Genomic DNA, 21,307 nt, shown 5'->3' on the forward strand with positions numbered 1-21,307 from the left:
GACCGCAGGCCTCAGCCCTCGGCGAAACCGGCGGCATCCTGCATGACTTGCGTCGTCACTTGTTGCAGCAAGTCTTTCAGTTGCGCCACGATGGAGCGGGCGCCCGCCGCCTCGCCGGCCGCGTCCCCCTGCGCAAGCTGCTCCAGGTCCTGGCACAAATCGGCCATGCGGAAAGCGCCGACGCTGCGTGCCGCCGATTTGATGCGGTGGCCCAGGTCGCGCACCGTCTGCACCTCGCCACGCGCCAGCGCAGCCTCTATATCGCGGACACCCTCCTGTGAACTGAGCAGGAATTTGAAGGCGAACTTGCGCACCTTCCCCGGGTCGTCGCCGAGCAGCGCGGCCAGCACCGATAAGTCGATCGCGGCCGCATCGGCGCCGGATGGGGACTGGAGGGCCATAGCCGGCAGGCGTGGCCGCCGCAGCTTTTCTGCCGGCACACGCCGAGGCAGCCAATTGGCGATGGTCTGGACCATCAGGGCCGGCTGGACCGGCTTCGAGATGAAATCGTTCATGCCGGCGTCGATGCAGCGCATGCGCGCTTCGGTGGTGGCAGTGGCCGTCATCGCCAGCACCGGCATATGGCGCAGTTGGGGGTCGGCGCGGATATGCCGGGTCGCTTCCAGCCCGTCCATGAGCGGCATCTGCAAGTCCATCAAAACGCAGTCGAAATCGGTCTTGCGCAGCAGTTCCAGCGCGTCGGCGCCGTTGTTGGCCAGGCTGACAACGGCGCCCACTTCTTCCAGCATTTCCTGCGCAATTTGCTGGTTGAAGACATTGTCCTCGACCAGCAGGATGCGGACCGCCATCATGGCCGACGTGTGGGCGCTGGCCAGCAGTTCGCCTGCAGCGTCGCCGATCTGGCTGATCAGCGTGGACATGGTCGTGTGCGATACGCCGAGTTGGGCCGTGAACCAGAACGTGCTGCCGACGCCGGGCTGGCTGTTGACGCCGACATCGCCGCCCATCAGCTGGGCCAGCTCCTTGCAGATTGCCAAGCCGAGGCCGGTGCCGCCGTATTCCCGCGTGGTCGACGTGTCGGCTTGCTGGAACGAGACAAACAGTTTGGCCATCTCCTCTTTGGACAAGCCGATGCCCTGGTCGCTCACCTCGAAACGCACCAGGCAATCGTTGGCGTCGCCTATCATCTTGCGCACGCGGATCTCTATCCTGCCTTGCTCGCTGAACTTGATAGCGTTGTTGGCGTAGTTGATGAGCACCTGCCCCAGCCTCAGCGGATCGCCCACCAGCAAGGGCGGCAAGCCGGGGTCGAGGTCGAACACCAGTTCCAGGTTGCGGGTGGCCGCCTTCGGCGCGACCACCGTGGTCAGCGTTTGCACCACCTGGTCGAGGGAAAAATCGATGTGCTGGATATCCATCTTGCCGGCCTCGATCTTGGAAATGTCGAGGATGTCGTCGATGACGCCCAGCACGTGCTCGCCGGCGAAGCGGATTTTTTCCAGGTAGTCGCGCTGGCGCGGGTCCAGCTCGGTCTTCAAGGCCAGGTAAGCCATGCCGATGACGCAGTTCAGCGGCGTGCGGATTTCGTGGCTCATATTGGACAGGAACTGGCCCTTGGCCATGCTCGCCGCCTCGGCCAGCTGCTTGGCCTGCTGCAGTTCCCTGTTCTTGGCTTCCAGCTGTTCATCGTGGTGCCGCTCGGCGGTCACGTCGTGATAAATGGTGACGAAACCATTGACCGCACCGTCCAGGCCATAGATGGGGCGGCCTATGATATTGAGCATGACGCCATCGACCCTGGTCCGGGTGAAATTATGGGGCTGGAACTTCAGGCAAAGGTCCACCCGGGCTGCCACCAGCTCGTCGATGTCGCCTGGCCCGTAGTCTCCGCGCAAGGCGATGAAACGGAACACTTCGGCCATGGTGACGCCAGCATGCATCACCTCGGCCGGGAAACCCTGCAATTGAAAAAAAGCCGGATTCCAGAACCGGATGGTCAGGTCGCAATCAACAATGGTCACCCCGACCGGCATGTATTCCAGTGCAGCCGCCAGCCTGGGGAAATTCAACCGGATGAACTCTTCACTTTGAACTGTCGATTCCATAAGTCCATCATCCAGCAGCGCCAAACAGGATTAGCCGTCCAAATCCCAGGGCCATTACCCGGGTCATGTACAGAATACCATCATGCCCAAATGAAAAGTACACGAATTCCACATCGCCGTCCGCGAAGTGTGGCGCCGGGCTGCTTCCTCTCAGCCCCAGCGCAGCGACCCCGCCCGTTCCGGCGCAACCATCACCTCCATGCCGCCGGCGGCCACGGCCGCTTCGGCGTCGGCCAGGAAGCGCTGCACGCGTTCGTCGATGGCGGCGCCCCCCGGCCCGGCCGCGCTCGGCTCCACGCCCACCCAGCCGTTGCGCCAGCTGCGCTTGGCCGCATACAGCGCCGTATCGGCGATGCGCTGCAACGTGTCCAGCGTGACGGCGGACGGCGTACCCGGCACGAAGGGGAAAGAGGCGAAGCCGATCGGCCACCGTACGCTGGCTGGCGTCCAGCGCGGTCCAGCCTGCGTCGTAGCCTTCGAGGCGGTAGCGGTAGTGCAGCTTCTGCGGCGCGCTGTAGTCGAGCGCGGCGAACTCGAGGCGCAAGTCGCGCTGCCTGGGCTGCAGCACCAGGCTGCCCAGCACGGCCGCGCCCGGCTGCTCGACGCCGTCCACCCGCAGCGCGCTGGCCACCAGCGGCGGCTGGTAGGTCCAGTCGGCCAATTGCTGCGGCCGAACGACCAGCAAGCCTTCCGGCGAGCCGAACAGCAGGTTGCCGGCGCGCGTGCGGCTGCGGCTGGCGATGTAGAGCGTACGGAACTCGTTGCCGTCCGCCGGGCCGTAGCTGCGCGCGGTCCAGCTGGCAGGGTCAATGCGGACGCGGCCGTTGAGCCAGACCTGGCCCTGGCCATCCTGGATCAGCGATTCGGCCGGGCCGACGGCAGGTTCAGGCGCGGTCCCAATGCGTCGAAGCGGGCGGTCTCGCCGTCCCACGATTGCAGGATGGCGGCGCCGGACTGGGTGGCCAGCCACAGACGGCCGTCGCGCGCCGTCATCAGGTCCGGGATCCAGTTGTCGGGCAGGCTGTCGGCGCGGCCGGGCTCGCGGCGGATGCGCACGCCCTTGCCGGTGGCGGTGTCGAAAGCGGTCAGGCCGTTGTCGCTGCCGACCCACAGCGTGCCGTCCGCGGTGAAGGCCAGCGCTTCCACTTCACGGCCCGCCAGCGTGGTGGCGTCGTCCGGCTGGTGCCGGTAGGCGGCGCCGACGCGGCCGCTGGCGGCGTCGATGCGCGCCAAGCCGTTCAGCGCCCCCACCCACAGCGCGCCGTCGGGACCGAACACCATGGTGCGGACGGGGCCGCCGGGCAGACCGCTTTTCTGGTCGTAGCGGTCGAACCGCGACCGGCCCGGACGCAGACGATGCAAGGTGCCGTCCAGCGTGCCGACCCACACCGTGCCGTCGGCCGCCTGCGCCATGCAGCTGACCGAACCGTCGGCCAGCGCGCCCGCCTGCGCCGGATCGGGCCGGTACCCGTGGCGCAGCAGGCCATCCGGGCCAAGCACGTCGATGCCGTTGCCGTTCGTGCCCAGCCACAGCTGGCCGTCGGCCGTCTCCATGGCGCGCACAATGGCGGGATGGCTAGGGCCGGTCGCGTCGCGCGGGCTGTGGCGCAGCTTGAGGAAGGCGCGCGTGCTGGGATCGTGCCGCGCCAGGCCGCCGCCCCAGCTGCCCGCCCACACCAGGCCCGAGCGGTCCGTCAGCAAGGCGCCGATGCGGTCGTTGCCTATGGTGCTGGGCAAGGCGTCGTGATGCAGGCGGTCGATCACTTTCAGCGTGGCGGGATCGACCACGTCGATGCCGCCGCCGAAGGTGCCGAGCCAGATTTCACCCTGCGCGGTTTCCGCCATGCTGTAGATCCAAAAATGGCTCAGGCCATCGCTGCCGTTTCCATCCGCCCCGCCCGCGAGCTTGGCCGCTCTGGTCGCATTGGTCGCATGGGTCGCATGGGTCGCACCGCTTGCACCGGTCGCCTTGATCGCATAGGCCGGGCTGCCTGAGCTGGCCGCGCTTGCCTGGCTGGCCGGTATGAGCGCCGGCCGCAGGCGCTTCAGGCTGCCGCTCGCCGGATCGTAGACTGCGGCGCCTTCCTTGCCGGTTCCTGCCCAGATGCGGCCGCGCTTGTCCTGCATCAGCCTGGTGACCTGCTGGCCGCGCATGGTTTCGCCGCCACCGGCCACCAGTTCGAATCTGGCGCCGCCCAGCCAGCGCTGCAAGCCTTCACGCGAGCCAACCCAGAGCCTGCCCTCCCGGTCGAACAGCACGGCGCGCGCGATGTTGCTGGCCAGGCTGGCGGGATCGGCGGGATCGTTGCGGAAATGCTGGACACGGCCGCTGGCGGGGTCGAGCCGGTCCAGGCCGTCGCTGGTGGCCAGCCACATTTGCCCGGCCGCGTCCTCGGCGATGCTTTCGACGCGGTCGTTGCTCAGGCTGTCCGGCCTGGCGGCGTCGTGGCGGTACTGGGTGAAGCGTTCGGTGCGCGGGTCGAACACTGCCAGGCCGCCGCTGATGGTGCCCACCCACAGCCGGCCGTCGCGCGCCACCAGCAGGCTGCGCACGTAACTGCCGCCCAGTGCGGCCGGGTCGCCCGGCCTGGCGCGGTAGACCTTGAAGCCGTAGCCGTCGTAGCGCACCAGGCCATCCTGCGTGCCCAGCCACAGCAAGCCGCGCTGGTCCTGCACCATGGCCGTGCTGAGGTGGGCCGGAACGTCGTCCGGCATGGCGATGCGCTGGAAGGAAACGAGGCCCGGCCGCGCCTGGGCCAGGGCGGCGGACGGCGCCATGAGCTGGACCGGTGCCAGGCACAGTTCGGCTATCAGGGCGGCCGCAGGCCGGGAGAACTGGGGCATCGTTGTACCGTGCTTCAAATATTTATCTGAAGCACGATTATCGCATGGCGACTTGCTGCCTAATAGCGTCGCATCACGAATTCGGCCACGCAGACCGGTTTGGCCTGGCCTTCGCGCTCAATGACCACACCCCACTCCACCTGCGCGCCGCCTTCGATGTCTTCGATGGCCTGTATCGTCATGCGGGCGCGCAGGCGGCTGCCGACCGGCACCGGGCCGGGGAAGCGGACCTTGTTCAGGCCGTAGTTCAAGCCCATTTTCATGTCCACCATGCGCAAGGCGCTTTCCAGCATGGCCGGCACCAGCGACAGCGTGAGAAAGCCGTGCGCGATGGTGCCGCCGAACGGCGACTCGCGCCCGGCGCGCTCGACGTCCACGTGTATCCACTGGTGGTCGTTGGTGGCGGCGGCGAACTGGTTGACGCGCTCCTGCGTGATCTCTATCCATTCCGAGACCGCCACTTCGCTGCCGACCAGCGTCTTCATTTCATCCAGGCTGGCGATATCACGCATCGGCCGCTCCCGCCGGGCGGCGCCCGAACATGCCCATGCCCTCCACCGTGGCCACCAGTTCGCCGTGCTGGTTGCTGGCCTTCCACACGGACACCACCACGCCACGGTCCGGCTTGGAGCTGGACGGGCGCACTTCCTTGGTCAGGTAGGACACGGTCAGCGTATCGCCCGCGCGCACCGGCTTGAGCCAGCGCACGCTGTCCAGGCCGGGCGAGCCCATGCTGGACGAGTCGTTCAGCATGCCGTCCACCACCATGCGCATGATCATGCCGCAGGTGTGCCAGCCGCTGGCGACGACGCCGCCGAAGATGGAGTTCCGGGCAGCGTCATGGTCGACGTGGAAAGGCTGCGGATCGAACTGCGTGGCGAAGGCAATGATCTCCTCCTCCGTCACCAGGCGGCTGCCAAGGGGAATCTCCTGGCCTTCAACGAAATCCTCGAAATACCATTTCTTCATCGTGTCATTCCCGTGCAAACGGGAATCCATAGGTAAGAATATTGGACGCTCAGCATGGATTCCCGTCTGCACGGGAATGACATGCCTTACGCGGCTTGTTTAAATCCGGGCTGGCCGATGAAGCGCTCCAGGTGGTGATCGACGTCGCCCAGGGTCAAATCTATCATGGTCAGGCGTTTGAAGTGGTGGGCCGCCGGCAACTCGTCCGTCACGCCCATGCCGCCGTGCAGCTGCACCGCCTGCTGACCGACGAACTTGCATGCCTGCCCGACGCGCACCTTGGCGGCGGACACCACGCGGCGGCGCTCCTCGGCGTCCGCCGAAGCGACCTTGACCGCAGCGAGCATCGCCATCGAACGGGCTTGCTCCACATGGATGAACATGTCCGCCATGCGGTGTTGCAGCGCCTGGAACTTGCCGATAGGTGCGCCGAACTGCGAACGCGTCTTCAGGTATTCCAGCGTGGCCGCGAAGATCGCATCCATCGCGCCGACCGCTTCCGCGCACAGCAAGGTGGCGCCGTAGTCGGCCGCCGCGTCGAGGATGTCCCAGCCGGCGCCTATGCCGCCCAGCAGGGCCGAGGCCGGAACCTGGGCATCGCTGAACTGCACCGTGGCGGCGCGCTGGCCGTCGATGGTGCGGTAGTCCGTGACGGTCACGCCGGCCGCGCCGGCAGGAACGACGAACAGCGAAATGCCGCCCTTGTCGCGCTGGCCGCCGCCGCTGCGGGCCGAGACGATGAAGGCGCCCGCCTGGCCGCCGTGGATCACGACAGTCTTCTTGCCGTTCAGCGCGTAACCGTCGCCGGACGCGGTGGCGGCGGTGGCGACATCGTGCAGCTCGTGGCGCGATTGCTGCTCGCCCAGCGCGCAGGCCAGCTTCAGTTCGCCGCCGGCGACTTGCTCCAGCAGGCTCTCGTGCCCGCCGGCCAGTTTCAGAAATTGCGCGCCCAGCACAGTGGCGAAGTAAGGTTCGACCACCAGGCCACGGCCCAGCTCCTGCATCACCACCAGCATGTCCACGGCGGTGCCGTTGAAGCCGCCCTGCTCTTCGGGCACCGGCAGCGCCAGCATGCCCAGCTCGGTCAGCGTGGCCCAGGCCGCGTCGGACACGCCGGCCGGGGAATGGATGATGTGCTTGCGCGTGTCGAAGCCATAGTCCTTGTCGACCCAGCGGCGCAGGGCGTCGGCGAACTGCTGCTGTTCTTCTTTGAAAGTAAAGTCCATACCGTCTCCCCTCACAGGCCCAGGATCATCTGGGTGATGATGTTTTTCTGAATTTCGTTCGAGCCGCCGTAGATCGACGTTTTGCGGAAATTGAAGTAATAGCCCGCCAATGGCGCATGGTCGTCGTCGCCGCTGACGGCGTGCCCGGCCTTGCCTTCCAGGTAGCTGGTGTCGAAAGGCAGCGCGTCCGGCCCCAGGGCCTCGACCATCAGCTCGGTGAGGATCTGCTGGATTTCCGAGCCGCGCACTTTCAGCATCGACGCCTGCGGACCGGGGGTCTGGTCTTCCTGGCAGATGGTGCGCAGCACCGTGGTCTCCAGCGCCATCAGTTCGATTTCCAGGTTGGCCACCTTGGCCGCGAACAGCGGGTCTTCCAGCAGCGGCTTGCCGCGCTTGAGCACCTTGTTCGCCAGTTTTTTCAGGAATTGCAGTTCGCGCTTGGAGCGGCCCACGGCGGCGATGCCGGTGCGCTCGTGGCCCAGCAGGTATTTGGCGTAGGTCCAGCCCTTGTTTTCCTTGCCGATCAGGTTGGTGACGGGCACTTTCACGTTGTCGAAGAAGACTTCGTTCACTTCATGGTCTTCGTCGAGCATGATGATGGGGCGCACGGTGATGCCCGGCGTCTTCATGTCGATCAGCAGGAAGGAAATACCCTCCTGCTTGCGCACGGTGCCGTCGGTGCGCACCAGGCAGAAGATCATGTCGGCGTGCTGGCCCAGCGTGGTCCAGGTTTTCTGGCCGTTGACAATGTAATGGTCGCCCACGCGCTCGGCGGTGGTTTTCAGGGAGGCCAGGTCGGAGCCGGAGCCGGGCTCGGAATAGCCCTGGCACCACCAGTCCTCGCAGCTCAGGATGCGCGGCAGGTAGTAGGATTTTTGTTCCTCGTTGCCAAAGGCCATGATGACGGGCGCCACCATGTTGATGCCGAAGGGCAGGATGGCGGGCGTGCCGGCGATGGCGCACTCCTCTTCCCAGATGTGGCGCTGGGTGGCGTTCCAGCCCGGGCCGCCGTATTCCACCGGCCAGGCCGGGGCCGCCCAGCCTTGCCTGGCGACGATCTGATGCCAGCGGACGTAATCTTCCTTCGCCAGGCGCAGGTGCTTGCGCACTTTTTGCTGCAGGTCGGCGGGGAGGTTGGCTGCGAGGAAGGCGCGCACTTGGTCGCGGAACGCCAAATCCTCGGACGAGTAGTTCAAATCCATGCTGTCTCCTTGTTATGATCATCGCAAAAAGCACGACCGTTCATTTATTGTACCGTAACAGGCGCAGGAGACAACATGAATTTATTGCTGAATTAGTGTATCGCCACCTCCAGCTGCACCATTTCGCGGTTGTAGCCTTGCGGCGTCAGGCGCTGCTCGACCAGGGACTTGGAGATTTCAGTGAGCCGCTCCTTGCGGATGGCGACGACTTCATTGAGCACATTGAGCTCCGCCGGCATGCAGACGATAACCCAGATCGGCAGCTTCAGCAGTTTTTCCAGATAGTCCTGCCGGGATGGCTGGCGGGCGAACATCAGCGCGCCCTGCCCGCCGATGTGCTCGACCGTGTGGCGGAAGTTGCCGGCCTGGATGCTGATGGTGTCGGCCTCCTGGGCCAAGCCGGCCGGACTGACGCCGGACGGAAACAGGATGCCGGCCAGTTCGCCCAGGCCCTTGGGCGGACGCGGGCCTTTGGGACGGCCCGTGCCGCACCAGTCGTCGTCGTCCCAGCCGAAATAGCCGTGCGCCTGTTCGCGCGTGAACTCGGCCGCGGCCAGCAGGTCGCGCTCGTCGCTGGCGCCGCGCTTGCCGAAGAAGGGGAAGTGATGCAGGCAGCGGCCGAACAGTGTACCGGTCTGCGCCAGGTACAGCTCGGTGTCGAGGATGTGGTTATGCCACACATAGTCGACATAGCGCGACGGCGAAATGGGCTTGCCGGGATTGCTGTGGTACAGGAACAGGAAACCCTTGTAGCGGGTGATGGCGTCCGTCGTCTGCTCCAGCGACAGCCCGGGACGGTCTTCCGGATTCATCAGCTTGTAGGCCAGCGGGCCGAAGTCCAGGCTGTTCAGTTTGTGCAGAAATTCTTTTTGAGTCTCGTTCAGTCGTTCCGAAAATTTGGACATGGCTCTACCTCCACGTGGTGGCCGCGTTTTGGATAGGTTCCCTCCACGCCGGCCACTACGTGGCTGTCACCCCTGTCCCTTCGCTTGCTTCCGGGACTTGTTTGCATGCCCATCATATTATTTCACTCACATTTAGGGATACTCACCAATTGTCACAACATGGCATATATTTAACAATTAACAGGGCCACCTTCATAGCGCGGCGCCGTGGTGTCGGCTAGCCAATTGTTACTTATTGCATGCAAGCCGGCGGTCAAACACGGGGCAGCCACATCATCAGGGCGGCAGCAAAGATACCCGTCCCCATGGCGGCCGTCAGCGCCAGCAGGCCGGCCGCCATCGCGGCACGGGCGAGCGCGCCGCCGCCGTCGCGTGCGCGCAGGTAGAGCTCCAGCACGGCAAGCGGGACCAGGAACTGGGCGAAAGACAGGAAGCTCAGGAACGGCCCCTCGAAGGTCTTGGGATCGAAGCCAACCGGCGCTTGATTCACCACGAGCCAGAACATGAGCCCGACCCTGAAAAACCAGACCCCGCTCACCACCAGGAACAGACGCAGCGCCCAGCGGCGGTGCAGTGCCAGCTCGCGGGCGCGCGCATGGCGCACGGCCTGGACGGCGCACAACAGGATGAGGACCGCATTGAAGCTGACACCGATGTGCTGCGTCAGGCCGCCGACCGTACCCCGGCCCCACACCATGACCAGGCCGATCAGGCTGGCCAGCACTGCGAGCAGAACGTAGACACGCCCGTTCCAGCGGTGGAAAACAGGCGCGCGGCTCCGCACTTGCGGCACCAGTTGCAGCGCGCCGCCGACGGTGATCAAGGCGGCCGCCAGCACGTGGAAACCGAACGCAAGGTTGCCGGCGGTCTCGCCGGCCACATAGGCATGCGGCGCGACATCGTTCCAGCGGGCCGGATTGCCCTGTACCGCCGCGCCGCCATAGAAGGCCGCCACGTAGTACGCGAACAGCAACTGGCCCGCCACGGCCACGGCGAACCAGGTCCGGGCCGCCGCGTTCAGCGCGGCACTTGCCGCGTCCCGCACGGAACGCCCTTCCTTCTTTGCCGCAGTAGTCTGCAGCGCCTGCTGTGTAACGCTCGCACTCATCGCATGTCTCCCCTGTTTGAATGATCGAACGATAAGGCTTTGCCGCCCGGCGGCCGTTTGCGCAGCGCCGGCCGCGCGACGGGCGACGGTTTTCAGGGCTTGAACGACGGTCGCCGAACGGCTATTGTTGCAAAATGAATAAAGAGCCCGATTCCAAGCCATTCCACAACGTGGCACTGCCGACTTTGCGGCAACTCACCGTCGTGCTGCTGCTCACGCTGCAGCTCTCGTGGCTGCTGCACACGATGTCGGCCACGCCGTACGCGACGGTCGCGGGACATATCGTCTCCATCGGCATGGCCATGCTGCTCGCCTTTACGGCTGCCGCCCGACTTCGCCTGCGCTGGCTGCCGCAGCCGCTGATCCGCCTGGCCGCGGTCGCGCTGACCGCGCCGGCCGCCACCTTTGCCGCGCTGGTCGCCATGCAGCGCGGCAATACCGCGGCCTTCCTCCATACCAGGGAGGTATCCGGCTATGCGATGCTGGCCATCGTCATGCTGTTGTTCGGCACCGTCACAGCCGCCATCGCGCTGCGCATGGAGCGCCGTGCACGCGAAAGGGCGGACCGCTTGCAAGCCGAACGCGAGCGCAACACGCTGGAACGCGAACTGCTCGATGCGCGGCTGCGCCTGTTGCAGGCGCAGATCGAGCCGCACTTCCTGTTCAACACGCTGGCCAATATCCAGGCGCTGGTCGAATCCGGATCGGAGCAGGCGGCGCCCGTATTGCGCCACCTGATCGCCTACCTGCGCGCGGCCATGCCGCGCCTGAACGACGCCGACGCCACGCTGGGCACCGAGCTGCAACTGGTGCGCGCCTACCTGGAGCTGATGCATTTGCGCATGCCGGACCGTCTGCAGTTCCAGGTAGACGCCACGCCCGGACTGAACGGCATGGCATTCCCTGCCATGGCCCTGCTGACGCTGGTGGAGAACGCCGTTCGCCATGGCATCGACCCCAGCACCACCGGCGGCAGCATAGCCGTCGGCGGCGAAGCCGATCCGGCCAGCGGGGCCGTCACGCTGTGGGTGGAAGACAGCGGCATCGGCATGTCGGAGTCCGCCCAGCCGGGTACCGGGCTGGGGAATGTCCGCACGCGCCTGCTGGCCTTCTACGGCCCCGGCGCCCGCCTCGACCTGCACGAAGCGCAGCCGCACGGCTTGCGCGTTGAACTGATCTTCCAGCCACGGAGTCCCGCATGAGCCACATTACCGCACTGATCGCCGACGACGAGCCGCTGCTGCGCGAACACTTGCGTGCCCAGCTGGCGCGCCTGTGGCCGGACCTGGACATCGTGGCCGATGCGCGCAACGGGCACGAGGCGGTCGAGCTGTTCGACATCCACCAGCCGGCCATCGTGTTCCTGGACGTGCACATGCCCGGCTTGAACGGCATCGAGGCGGCGCGCGCCCTGGCGCGGCGGGCGCAGATCGTGTTCGTGACGGCCTACGAGCAGTACGCGGTGCAGGCCTTCGAGCAAGGCGCCATCGACTATCTGGTCAAGCCTATCGATGCGGCGCGGCTGGCCGACACCGTCCAGCGACTGCGGCAGCGCCTGGAGCGTCCGGTGCAGGCCGGCGCGGCGTTCGATGCGATGCTGGACCGCATGGCCGCCGAACTGCGCCAGCGCAGCCCGGCGCGCGGCTGGCTGCAATGGATCAAGGCCTCGGTCGGCAGCAGCGTGCGGCTGATTCCCGTCGAGCAGGTTGCCTATTTGCGGGCGGACGGCAAATACACGCTGGTCGCATGGGACCAAGGCCAAGCCTTGATACGGAAAAGCATACGCGAATTGGGCGACGAGCTGGACCCGGACCGTTTCGTGCAGATCCACCGCTCGGCCATCGTCAACCTGCACTACGTGCGCGAGGTGGTGCGCGGCGTGAACGAAACGGCGGACGTGCACGTGCGCGGCCACCCCGAAGTGCTGCCGGTCAGCCGCAGCTATCTGCACCATTTCCGGCAGATGTAGGAAGCTATTCGACCGAAAACGGCAGGTCGCGGCCTTCGACAGCCTGGTTGCCGGCGTAATCCGCCGCCAGCACGCGCAGGCGGTAGTTGCCCGGCGCGAGGTCGGCGATGCTCCACATGCCGGGCGTGACCTGGCCCTGCATCATGCGGTTGGTCAGGGTGTAGGCGAAACGGGTGGCCTTGCTGCCGTAGACCGTGATGCCGCTGTTCGGCGCGTAGGCGAATTTCACCGCGTCGCGGTTGCGCGGCAACTGGTCGTAGACCTGGGTAATGACGGGCTGCTCGTAGCCGGGCACGGCGCTGCCGTCCTCGCGCAGCAGCTGGTAGCCGAGCTTGTACAGGCCGAGGCGGCGGCGCGCCTCGTTGCCGTCCATCTGGTCGTAGGCGTCGACGACGATGCTCAGTTCGCCCAGTTCGCGCTTGACGATCAGCGGCTTGCGCTTGGCGGCCTTGATGACCTTGCCCCGGCTGTCGAACAAGGTGATGCTGTTGATGCGTGGGCGGACCGTGTCCAGCAAGCCGGTGAACGGCAGGCTGAGCGGATTAAGGGCGTTGCCCTCCTTGAAGTAGTCGAGGTGGACGTGGGCCATCGCGTTGATGGTGCCCAGCGTGTCGCCGGGGGCGAAACGGGCGCCGCGCCGCACGCGCACGCGCTCCGGCTTGCCTTTGGCGTTGCGCAGCAGCTCGAAGCGCTGGTCCAGCGCGGCGTTCTTGGTGGTGCGGCCGACGCGCATGTGGATGTAGGAGATGTTGCCGAGCGCGATGCCTTCGCTCAGACTGCCGAAACCCCAGTTCGGCATCGGGTCGCTGACCTTGACGGCAGCCACCGCCAGGACCGGCTGGCCGACGTCCGCCTGCACGTCCAGGCCGCTGTGGAAGTGGTGGCGGCTCTCGCCTTCGAAACTGCCGCGCACCTCGCCCATCAGGCCGACCACTTCATGCGGCGCGTTTTGCGGGCCGACCGGCCACAGCATGGGTTGGACCGGCGCGCCCCCGCCGATGCCGGCAACTCCCTCACCCGCTTGCGCGGCCGCCAGCGGCAGCACTGCGGACAAGGCGGATGCCGGTTGACCGGACGCGCCCGGCGCCATGGCGGCATGCACCGGCAGAGCTGCCGCAGCGCTCACCCCGACGGCTGGCGTAGCACCTGCCACGGCAGTGCGAGCGCCGCCTGAAGCCGGGTCCGGGCCTGCGACGCGTGGCGCTGCCGGCCCGCCCTCGCCCGGCGTCGCGGCGCTGATGCGCTGCACGCGGAAGGTGGCGCCATCCGTCACCACCAGGCTGCCGTTGCGGGCCAGTGCGATGCCGCGCGGCGCGTACAGCTGTACCTTGCCGTCGCTGCCGTAGGCCGGTTCGATACGCTGGCTGACATCCACCAGCCCGCCCAGTTCGCCGTCCGGCGCCAGTTGCAGGATGCGTCCGCCGGAACCGCTGGCGATATAAAGGTGCCCGTCGTGCGAGCGCGCCAGCGCCAGCGGACGGCGCAGCAAAGCCTGGCGGTCGCTGTCCGGCGCGCGTTGCACGGTCGTCACTTGGCCGTCCTTGCTCAGCTTGCGGATAGCGTTGTTGCGCGTATCGGCGATCAGCAGCGCGCCGTCGGCATCCAGTACCAGCGCGCACGGCGTGTCGAAGCCGGCCTTCAGCGCGGGGCCGTCGGCGTCGCCCGGCGCACCATTGCCCGCGATGGTGGTCACGCTGCCGTCGGGCGCGATGCGGCGGATGCTGTCGTTATAGGTATCGGCCACGTAGACCACGCCCGCCTCGTCGACCGCCACGCCTATCGGGCCATTGAACTGGGCTTCCCTGCCCTTGCCATCCGCCGTACCCGCCACGCCGCTGCCCGCCAACGTGGACACCGTACCGTCCGGCGCCACTTTGCGGATCGCGTTGTTGCCGGTGTCGGCCACATAGAGATTGCCCTTGCCGTCGACGGCGATGCCGGACGGGGTGTTGAACATCGCCTGCGCGGCCGGGCCGTCGGCAAAGCCTTCCTTGCCGCCGGCCAGCGTGGAGGTCGCGCCGCCGGGCGTGAGTTTGCGGATGCGGTTGTTCTCGCCTGCGTCGGCGATGTAGATACTGCCGGCGGCGTCCACCGCCACGCCGTAGGGATCGGAAAAGCGCGCCACGGTCAGCGGCATATTGCCCTCGGCCGCGCCTGGCGTGCCGTCGCCGGCCAAGGTCGTGATGCGGGCGGCCCAGAATTTCGCCGTCCGTCCCGCAGGCGAAGCGTCAACCGGCGCTTCAACCGCCTTCTGCGGCGCGGCCGGCTGTAAATACCAGTACACGCCGCTGCCAGCCAGCACCGCCGCAACGCCTATGCCCGCCAAGGCCAAAATATTCCGGTTCGCCGCCACTTGTCCAACCCGTCTGTAATGAGAAGCTCAGCTTAACCCATCATCGTTTTCCCCACAAATAGCCGGGGGATCATTTCTTACGGACGCGCTTGAGGAAGGTCGGGAGACGATTGAACAGGCGCACCAGGGCGTGCAGCTGCCAGGGGAAGACATAGCGTTCGTCACGCCGGGCGATGGCGGCTGCGATGCGCTCGACGGCTTCCCGCTCGGACACCAGGAAGGGTTTGCCGCTGGCGTCGCCGTCGTTGAGCTCGCGCAGGCGGGCGGTGTCGATGTAGCCGGGGATGACGACGGTCACGGCGATCGAAAACGGCGCCAGCGCTTTGCGGTAGGCGTCGCAGATGGCGATGGCGGCGCGCTTGCTGGCACTGTAGAGAGACCCCCCGGGATAATCCTGCTGCAGGCCGGCGATGGACGCGACCGCCACCAGATGCCCCTGCCCACGCGCCATCATCGCTTCGGCCGCTGCGCTGAAGGCGTGATCCAGGCCGCCGACGTTGACGCGGAGAACGGGCAGCGCCTGGCCACGGTCGCGCGCGATGGCCGCAGCGTCGGCGTACTGGCCGGCGGTGACGATCAGCAGGTCCAGGCCCGCTCCCGGCGTGACAACACCCGCGCCGGGAGCGTCGGAAGCGCAGGGAGCACAGGGAGCATCTCCGGCGCCGGGCGCATCATCCGCAAATTCACCGACCACGCGCGCGACGGCGGCGCGGTCGGCGATGTCGCAAGCGTGGACGCTGACCAGGCCGTCCTCCAGCAGTTCCAGCCCATCGATCCTTTCCGGATGCCGCCCGCAGATGGCCACGCGCGCACCCTGCCGCCAGTAGTGCCGCGCCAGCCCCAACCCGATGCCGCTGGTGCCGCCGATGATCATCACCTTCAAGGCAAGGCCTCGTTGTGCTTGCTGGCCTTGCGCATGGTGACGCGCTGCCCTTGTTCTGCCAGCGCGTATCCTTCCTGTGCGCGTTCGTAGCCGTAGCGCCATTGCGCGTCCACGTCCGCGACATACTGCGCGTAGCTGGCCGGGGCGACCAGCTTGACGCGGTTGCGCCGCCAGTCCACCCGTTTCTGGATGCCGTTGCCGCGTAAAACTTCGCCGACGTCGGTGGTGTCCACCCACACGTCCACCGGCTGACCGTGCACGTGACGCAGGCGGCGGTTGCCGTCGAAGCCGAACACGGCGCGCAGGGCCGGGATGGCGGTCAACTGGTCATAGGCGGGTTTCAACTCCATGGTCACGTGCCTGGCCAAGCTGCGCGCCAGCTCGACCGGGAACAGGTCGACCACGCCGCCGGTGTAATGCGCGCCGTTCACCGAATGGCAGCGGAAGTACACCATGTCCGAGATCGAAATGCGGGCCGCGTCGGCCACCGGCATCGTCGTATCGACCAGCAAATCCGGCGACACGGCGTCGGTCCAGCCGTTGCTGCCGATCGCCGACGGCAGGCCCCGCGCCAGCGCCGCCGTGCGTTCATCGCAGAACAGCGTGACACCGTACAACTGCCGCCCCTGCCGTGGCTGCCCAACCTCGTGCTCGCCGAACAGCATCTTGCCGCCCAGGATGCCGAGCGCAGGGCCCACAGGCGCAGAGCGCGAGCCCTGCCCACCCGCGGGCGGCAGCGGCAGCTCGGCCGGGATCTCGAACATATAGTCTCTGAACAGGTCCGGCAAGCGTCCAGCCTTGCCCGGGTTCAGGCGCCGCAGCGCGAGGTTGAGGATGGCCCGCCCCGGCGCGGCCCGCGCGCTGGACTGCAGGCCGCAGAAAAATTCGTACATTTGCGGCGACGCCACCCAGGCTTTGCGCATCTCGCTGTCCGGCAGCCCACGGATGATGGCGCCCGCGACGGCGCCGCCGCAGGTGGCCAGCAGCAGATCCGGTTCCTGGCCCGCGTCGACGGCGGCCGCGTGCATGCCGAGGTAGTAGCCGAAACGGAAGCCGCCGCCGGCCAATACCATGCAGCGTTCATATCGTCGATCTGGCTGTGCGTGCTTCATGGTGACATAATGCATCAATTACATAGTTATTAACAAGGACGGTTAGACCATGACCCAGGCGGCGTCGCCCAGCATGCGCGAGCGCGTGATCCAGCTCGCGCTTAATGGCGCGCTGTTCGGCATATGCTACCCGCTAACGAACTACCTGGCGCACCGGCAACAAACTGCCCGCAGCCTGGCACTGCCATTCGAGGCGGACCTGCCTTTCCTGCAGTGGATGGTGTTGCCATATATGACGTCCGGCCTGTTCTTCATGCTGAGCTTTCTGCTGGTGCCCGGCCGCGCCCGCTTGTCCGCCCTGAGCCGGCGGCTGGCATTCTCCACCGTGGCGGCCTGCGTGCTGTTCGCCGCCTTCCCCATGCGCTTCGGCCTGGCCCGGCCTGCGGTGGACGCCGCGCTGCCCGCCTGGCTGTTCGCGCAACTGAGCGCCATGGACCAGCCTTACAACCAGCTACCGTCGCTGCACGTCGCCTACTGCGTGATTTTCTGGTCCGCGCTGCGGCCTGCCGTCACTGGTGCCGCCGCACCGCTGCTGCGCGCCGCCCTCGCCGCCTGCCTCCTGCTGCTTGCCGCCTCCACGGTCTTCACCTACCAGCACCATTTCGCCGATGTCGCCGGCGGCGCCCTGCTCGGCGCGCTGGCCGTGCGCCTGATGCCGCCGGACGGCCGCGCGGCCAAACCGGTGGCCTTCTGCTACACCCTGCTAGCCGGCCTGGCACTGCTTGCGTGGTTCGCGTCCGGTGGCGCCTGGTGCTTATACCTGTGCGCCAGCCTGCTGCTGGTCGCATTGGCATACCGGCGCCGCGATGCAGGCTTCCTGCACAAGCGCGCGGGCAGCTATCCGGCCTGGGTCTGGCTGCTGTACGCGCCCTATCTGGGCGGCTATCTGCTGACCTGGCAACTGGTACGCTGGCGCGAGCGCCACAGCCCGCCGTTCGCCCACCACAGCGAAGGGCTATGGGTGGGCCGCCGCCTCAGCAACGCCGAGGCAGCCGGCCTGCCCGCCGATTGCGCCGTGATCGACCTGTCCAACGAACTGAGCGAGACACGGGCGCTGCGCGGCCGCCCCTACCGGCATTTCCCGCTGCTGGACTTGCACGCCCCCGACCCGCAATCCGCGCAAGCCATCCTCGCGGCCATCGCCGGCTACGCCAGCCAGGGCCGCACCATTTACCTGCACTGCGCGATGGGCTACCAGCGCAGCCGCCAGATCGCCCAACTCTACAAGGAGCAAGGCCAGCAATGAGTATTTCGATTTACCAGCTCAAACCGAAATTCCAGCAACTGCTGCAGCCGCTGATGCGCGCGCTGGTACGCTGCCGCGTGACGCCGAACCAGATCACGCTGGCGACGATGCTGCTGTCCCTGGCCTACGGCGCTGCGCTGGCCTGGCAGCCGGAACGGATGGCTTTGTGGGCGGGCCTGCCCGCCTTGCTGTTGCTGCGCATGGCACTGAACGCAATCGACGGCATGCTGGCCAACGCCACCGGCCAGAAGACCCGGCTGGGCACCTTGCTCAACGAAATTTGCGACCAGGTGTCGGACGCGGCACTCTACCTGCCCGTCACCTTGGCCGGCGCCATCCACGCGCCGCTGGTGGTGCTGGCCGTGGTGGGCGCTTTGCTGGCCGAGTTCGCCGGCGTGCTGGCGCTCAGCGTGGGTGCCGCGCGCCGCTTTGACGGCCCCATGGGCAAGAGCGACCGCGCCTTCTGTTTCGGCCTGCTGGGTTTGCTGATCGCCCGCGACGCCGCGCCGCTGCTGCTGAACGGCATCCTGCTGCTGGTGCTCGCGCTCTCGGCCTGGACCGTCGTCAACCGGCTGCGCCAGGCGCTGCTGGCTTCCGCGCCAGCGACACCGTGAAGATCCCTTCCAGGCCGATGCTGGTGGCCACCTTGGCGCAGCCCGCGTGCGCCACCAGCCCGTCTATTTCCGCTTGCGGCCTCGGCCGCATCTGCCAAGGCGTGCCGCGATGGCTGGTCAGGGTCAGCGCGATCATGTCCAGCTGCGGGTGCCAGGGCTGGCCGGTGTAGATCAGGTAGGCGCCGGGACGCAGCACGCTGCCGATCCCCTTCAGGGACACGGCCACCGGCGCGTTGTCGCTGAACAGCTCGTACAGGCCGGAGACGATGACGATATCGTAGGCGCCCTCGGCGGTCCGGTAGCTGTCCGCGCTGAAGGCGTCGCGCAGCTGGTAGGCTATGCTGGCGTTCAGGCCCAGCTGGCCCGCCAGCGCGCGGGCCTGGTCCAGGTTGTGCTGCGTGTAGTCGCGCAGCGTGAGCTCGATGCGCTTGTCCTGGTAGCGCTTGAGCGTCTCCAGCACGTAGCGCCCCGAACCGGCGGCCACGTCCAGGATGCGCAGGGGCGCGTCTCCCTGGTGCGCGGCGATGCGCTCGCCCAGCATGCGCTGCAACTGCAGCTTGCGCAGCCGGATGCCGCGCCAGCCCACCGCGTCCAGGTAGCCGCGGTCCATGAATTTGCCCAAGCCGAAGCGGCCGCCGGCCTGGTTGCGGTAGACGTAGTCCAGCGAGGCGCCCGAATCGAAGCCGTGTTCGAGTCCGATTTTCATGCCGTCGCTGACCGGCCCCATCGCACCCAGCATCACGCGCTGCAGGCTGAACCACGCCCGTGCCAGCGGGCCGCAGCTCCGGCCCGCCCGCAACGCGGCGTAGCGCTGCGCGCTGCGGCTGTCGCGGTCGGCGTTCAGGTAGTGCGACGGCGCCAGCGGCGCGCGCTGGAAGCACTGCTCGATGAACTGGCGGCTCTCGTGCAGCGCCACGCTGGTGTCGCGTTCATAGAACAAGGCATGGAAAGCGTCCGGCAAGCGCACATAGCGCTTCAGCGGCGAGGACAGGCGCTCGTAAAAGGTATGCTGCGGCCCCTCCTTGACCACGTAGTCCTTGCCGGCGGCCAGCATCAGCACCGGCGTGTCGATGGCGGCCGCGTCGTGCACGATGCGCCTGGCCGTGTCCGCCAGGCCAAGCAGCACGCAGGCGGAAATGGCCTTGGCGATCAGCGGATCCGCGTCGTAGGCGGCGGCCTCCTGCGGCGAGTGCGTCAGCATGGACGAGCGGATGTAGCTGGTGACGAACAGCTCGGGCTTGAAGCGGCGTGCGAAGCGCAGCGCCGGCTTGGCCAGCGGCACATAGAGCTTGATCTCGAACGCAGCCGCCGCCATGATGACGCCGCGCACGCGCGGCGCATAGTCGTGCAGCCAGGTAGCGGCGACGACGGCGCCCACGCTGTTGGCCACCACCAGGATGTTCTCCGGCGCGAAGCCGTGCGCGTGGCCGATGTGGCGGATGAAGGTGTCGAAGTCCTCCACCAGCGCATCGAAGCCGGGCGCGTCGCCGCGCGCCCCTGGCGAATGGCCGTGGCCGCGCGCATCCCAGGCGAATGCCCAGTCCTGGCTGAAGCAGAGCTGCTCGACCAGCGGCTGGATGCGGCCGGAGTGCTCGTGGCCCCGATGCAGGAAAACCAGCGCCCGTTGCGGCCCGTCCTGGCGCGGCGCCAGCGGCTGCCAGCTGCGGTAGAACAAGCGCGTGCCGTCGCTGCAATCGAAGCCGGATTCGGCGGTGCGCCAGGCAAGTGAACGTTCGGCTTTCATGGCTAGTCCTTAGGTATGGGTAATCAAGAGATACAGCAACGGCGCGGTGACGACCAGGCTGTCCACCCGGTCCAGTATGCCGCCGTGGCCGGGGATCAGTTGCGAAAAGTCCTTCACGCCCAGCACGCGCTTGGCCGCCGAGAACATCAGGTCGCCGCAGAAGCCGCCCAGCGACAGCAGCAGCGCATACACGGCCAACCGGCGCGCCCCCGCCAGCTGCAGGTAGCCGCCCAGCGCCAGCGACAGCAGCAAGCTCACGGCCACGCCGCCGGCCAGCCCCTGCCAAGTCTTGTTCGGGCTGATGCCGGGCGCGATGCGGTGGCGTCCGAACAAGGTGCCGCTGATGAACTGGGCCACGTCGTTCAGGGAAGTCAGCACGTACAGGTAAAAGAGCCAGGCCAGGCGTTGCTGCGGAGGCAGCGGCAAGGTTTCGTAGCGGATCAGGAAACTGGTGCTGAAGCACAGCAGCAGCCACAGCAGCCAGGCCAGCGCACCCGCGCTGCGCGACCCGAGGAAATGCGCCAGCAGCGCGCTGATGGCCAGCGCCGGCAGCCAGGCGCCGGCCTGCGGCCACACCGCCACCAAGGCGAGCGTGGCCAGCAGCACGGCGGCGGCAGGCAAGGCGAAGCGGCGTCCGGCAATAGGCGCCAGTTCGCGCAGCGCCAGCGCCCCTATCGTCAGCACCAGCAGCCAGGCCCCCAGCGGATGGAGCAGCAAGCTCAGCGTCACCACGGGGAAAATCCACCACCAGGCGTTGACCTGCTGCTTGAGCCGGCTCTGCGGCTTTGCGCGCAGCGACAAGCCCACACCGAACGATGCCGCACCCAGCATCAGGTACAGCATGGCCAGTGAAGTGACGATTTCCGTACCCAGCAGGGAATACACGCGTTGCATAAAAGGCCTCAGTTGCTCATAAGGCAATTATGCCATCGATTCCCGCCAACCTGCCAACAAAGCATGAGGCAAAAAAAAGCCCGCTACGGGAGCGGGCTGAATCTAATCTCTTGGAGGAGAATAGAGGAGACAGGAGCTATGATGCCGCGTTGCACCAATTATTTCTACTTTT

Annotated in this window: 18 protein-coding genes; 4 read left to right on the plus strand and 14 right to left on the minus strand. The window is 66.9% G+C overall.

The annotated features are described in order from the left end of the window. Positions 1 to 11 precede the first annotated feature (11 nt). The 9 genes from ACSQ8Y_RS11495 to ACSQ8Y_RS11535 form a co-directional block, all read right to left on the minus strand. Entirely contained in the window at positions 12 to 2,066 is a 2,055-nt protein-coding gene (locus ACSQ8Y_RS11495; protein WP_436266598.1) for a response regulator, read from the minus strand. Between the two features lie 150 nt (positions 2,067 to 2,216). Then, positions 2,217 to 2,465: a hypothetical protein gene (locus tag ACSQ8Y_RS11500; RefSeq protein ID WP_436266599.1), complete on the minus strand. Its 249-nt coding sequence runs from the start codon at positions 2,463 to 2,465 to the stop codon at positions 2,217 to 2,219. Positions 2,466 to 2,921: 456 nt separating this feature from the next. Then, complete coding sequence (locus ACSQ8Y_RS11505; RefSeq protein ID WP_436266601.1) at positions 2,922 to 4,910, minus strand: ligand-binding sensor domain-containing protein; 1,989 nt, start codon at positions 4,908 to 4,910, stop codon at positions 2,922 to 2,924. 59 nt (positions 4,911 to 4,969) lie between these two features. After that, a complete protein-coding gene (locus ACSQ8Y_RS11510) occupies positions 4,970 to 5,422 on the minus strand; it encodes a MaoC family dehydratase (RefSeq protein WP_436266602.1) in 453 nt (150 codons plus the stop codon). Next, positions 5,415 to 5,879, minus strand: coding sequence for a MaoC family dehydratase (locus ACSQ8Y_RS11515; protein ID WP_436266603.1), 465 nt, complete (start codon positions 5,877 to 5,879; stop codon positions 5,415 to 5,417). Before ACSQ8Y_RS11515 ends, ACSQ8Y_RS11510 begins: the two co-directional genes overlap by 8 nt. Before the next feature lie 86 nt (positions 5,880 to 5,965). After that, a complete protein-coding gene (locus tag ACSQ8Y_RS11520; protein WP_436266604.1) occupies positions 5,966 to 7,105 on the minus strand; it encodes an acyl-CoA dehydrogenase family protein in 1,140 nt (379 codons plus the stop codon). An 11-nt stretch (positions 7,106 to 7,116) separates the two neighbouring features. Next, a complete protein-coding gene (locus ACSQ8Y_RS11525; protein WP_436266605.1) occupies positions 7,117 to 8,307 on the minus strand; it encodes an acyl-CoA dehydrogenase family protein in 1,191 nt (396 codons plus the stop codon). Between the two features lie 92 nt (positions 8,308 to 8,399). Continuing rightward, entirely contained in the window at positions 8,400 to 9,212 is an 813-nt protein-coding gene (locus ACSQ8Y_RS11530) for a glycine-rich domain-containing protein (protein ID WP_436266606.1), read from the minus strand. A 253-nt stretch (positions 9,213 to 9,465) separates the two neighbouring features. Beyond that, entirely contained in the window at positions 9,466 to 10,320 is an 855-nt protein-coding gene (locus ACSQ8Y_RS11535) for a DUF2306 domain-containing protein (RefSeq protein WP_436266607.1), read from the minus strand. Positions 10,321 to 10,454: 134 nt separating this feature from the next. On the opposite strand from ACSQ8Y_RS11535, the gene ACSQ8Y_RS11540 reads away from it, so the two are divergent. Together ACSQ8Y_RS11540 and ACSQ8Y_RS11545 are read left to right on the plus strand one after the other, a co-directional pair. Then, positions 10,455 to 11,522, plus strand: a complete 1,068-nt coding sequence (locus ACSQ8Y_RS11540; RefSeq protein WP_436266608.1) for a sensor histidine kinase — start codon at positions 10,455 to 10,457, stop codon at positions 11,520 to 11,522. Further along, positions 11,519 to 12,289, plus strand: a complete 771-nt coding sequence (locus ACSQ8Y_RS11545) for a LytR/AlgR family response regulator transcription factor (protein WP_436266609.1) — start codon at positions 11,519 to 11,521, stop codon at positions 12,287 to 12,289. Before ACSQ8Y_RS11540 ends, ACSQ8Y_RS11545 begins: the two co-directional genes overlap by 4 nt. A gap of 4 nt (positions 12,290 to 12,293) precedes the next feature. On the opposite strand, the gene ACSQ8Y_RS11550 is transcribed toward ACSQ8Y_RS11545, so the two are convergent. The 3 genes from ACSQ8Y_RS11550 to ACSQ8Y_RS11560 form a co-directional block, all read right to left on the minus strand. Then, positions 12,294 to 14,615: a gluconolaconase gene (locus ACSQ8Y_RS11550; RefSeq protein WP_436266610.1), complete on the minus strand. Its 2,322-nt coding sequence runs from the start codon at positions 14,613 to 14,615 to the stop codon at positions 12,294 to 12,296. Between the two features lie 97 nt (positions 14,616 to 14,712). Continuing rightward, complete coding sequence (locus ACSQ8Y_RS11555) at positions 14,713 to 15,516, minus strand: SDR family NAD(P)-dependent oxidoreductase (protein ID WP_436269804.1); 804 nt, start codon at positions 15,514 to 15,516, stop codon at positions 14,713 to 14,715. Between the two features lie 5 nt (positions 15,517 to 15,521). Beyond that, a complete protein-coding gene (locus ACSQ8Y_RS11560; protein ID WP_436266611.1) occupies positions 15,522 to 16,598 on the minus strand; it encodes a patatin-like phospholipase family protein in 1,077 nt (358 codons plus the stop codon). 88 nt (positions 16,599 to 16,686) lie between these two features. On the opposite strand from ACSQ8Y_RS11560, the gene ACSQ8Y_RS11565 reads away from it, so the two are divergent. Continuing rightward, entirely contained in the window at positions 16,687 to 17,883 is a 1,197-nt protein-coding gene (locus tag ACSQ8Y_RS11565; RefSeq protein WP_436266612.1) for a phosphatase PAP2 family protein, read from the plus strand. Beyond that, a complete protein-coding gene (locus ACSQ8Y_RS11570; RefSeq protein WP_436266613.1) occupies positions 17,880 to 18,497 on the plus strand; it encodes a CDP-alcohol phosphatidyltransferase family protein in 618 nt (205 codons plus the stop codon). Before ACSQ8Y_RS11565 ends, ACSQ8Y_RS11570 begins: the two co-directional genes overlap by 4 nt. Here the strand turns inward: ACSQ8Y_RS11570 and ACSQ8Y_RS11575 are convergent. Both ACSQ8Y_RS11575 and ACSQ8Y_RS11580 read right to left on the minus strand, forming a co-directional pair. Next, a complete protein-coding gene (locus tag ACSQ8Y_RS11575; protein WP_436266614.1) occupies positions 18,448 to 20,241 on the minus strand; it encodes a bifunctional alpha/beta hydrolase/class I SAM-dependent methyltransferase in 1,794 nt (597 codons plus the stop codon). The two genes, ACSQ8Y_RS11570 and ACSQ8Y_RS11575, sit on opposite strands and share 50 nt — an antisense overlap. Positions 20,242 to 20,250: 9 nt before the next feature. After that, positions 20,251 to 21,135: a phosphatidate cytidylyltransferase gene (locus ACSQ8Y_RS11580; RefSeq protein ID WP_436266615.1), complete on the minus strand. Its 885-nt coding sequence runs from the start codon at positions 21,133 to 21,135 to the stop codon at positions 20,251 to 20,253. Positions 21,136 to 21,307 lie beyond the last annotated feature (172 nt).

The sequence above is a fragment of the Pseudoduganella sp. LjRoot289 genome, from assembly GCF_964252925.1.
Taxonomy (GTDB): Bacteria; Pseudomonadota; Gammaproteobacteria; order Burkholderiales; family Burkholderiaceae_D; genus Rugamonas.

Coding starts and splice junctions, on each gene's coding strand:
- ACSQ8Y_RS11495 (WP_436266598.1), bottom strand. CDS start 2,066: ATGGAATCGACAGTTCAAAGTGAAGAGTTCATCCGGTTGAATTTCCCC.
- ACSQ8Y_RS11505 (WP_436266601.1), bottom strand. CDS start 4,910: ATGCCCCAGTTCTCCCGGCCTGCGGCCGCCCTGATAGCCGAACTGTGC.
- ACSQ8Y_RS11510 (WP_436266602.1), bottom strand. CDS start 5,422: ATGCGTGATATCGCCAGCCTGGATGAAATGAAGACGCTGGTCGGCAGC.
- ACSQ8Y_RS11515 (WP_436266603.1), bottom strand. CDS start 5,879: ATGAAGAAATGGTATTTCGAGGATTTCGTTGAAGGCCAGGAGATTCCC.
- ACSQ8Y_RS11520 (WP_436266604.1), bottom strand. CDS start 7,105: ATGGACTTTACTTTCAAAGAAGAACAGCAGCAGTTCGCCGACGCCCTG.
- ACSQ8Y_RS11525 (WP_436266605.1), bottom strand. CDS start 8,307: ATGGATTTGAACTACTCGTCCGAGGATTTGGCGTTCCGCGACCAAGTG.
- ACSQ8Y_RS11530 (WP_436266606.1), bottom strand. CDS start 9,212: ATGTCCAAATTTTCGGAACGACTGAACGAGACTCAAAAAGAATTTCTG.
- ACSQ8Y_RS11535 (WP_436266607.1), bottom strand. CDS start 10,320: ATGAGTGCGAGCGTTACACAGCAGGCGCTGCAGACTACTGCGGCAAAG.
- ACSQ8Y_RS11540 (WP_436266608.1), top strand. CDS start 10,455: ATGAATAAAGAGCCCGATTCCAAGCCATTCCACAACGTGGCACTGCCG.
- ACSQ8Y_RS11545 (WP_436266609.1), top strand. CDS start 11,519: ATGAGCCACATTACCGCACTGATCGCCGACGACGAGCCGCTGCTGCGC.
- ACSQ8Y_RS11555 (WP_436269804.1), bottom strand. CDS start 15,516: ATGATCATCGGCGGCACCAGCGGCATCGGGTTGGGGCTGGCGCGGCAC.
- ACSQ8Y_RS11560 (WP_436266611.1), bottom strand. CDS start 16,598: ATGGTATTGGCCGGCGGCGGCTTCCGTTTCGGCTACTACCTCGGCATG.
- ACSQ8Y_RS11565 (WP_436266612.1), top strand. CDS start 16,687: ATGACCCAGGCGGCGTCGCCCAGCATGCGCGAGCGCGTGATCCAGCTC.
- ACSQ8Y_RS11570 (WP_436266613.1), top strand. CDS start 17,880: ATGAGTATTTCGATTTACCAGCTCAAACCGAAATTCCAGCAACTGCTG.
- ACSQ8Y_RS11575 (WP_436266614.1), bottom strand. CDS start 20,241: ATGAAAGCCGAACGTTCACTTGCCTGGCGCACCGCCGAATCCGGCTTC.
- ACSQ8Y_RS11580 (WP_436266615.1), bottom strand. CDS start 21,135: ATGCAACGCGTGTATTCCCTGCTGGGTACGGAAATCGTCACTTCACTG.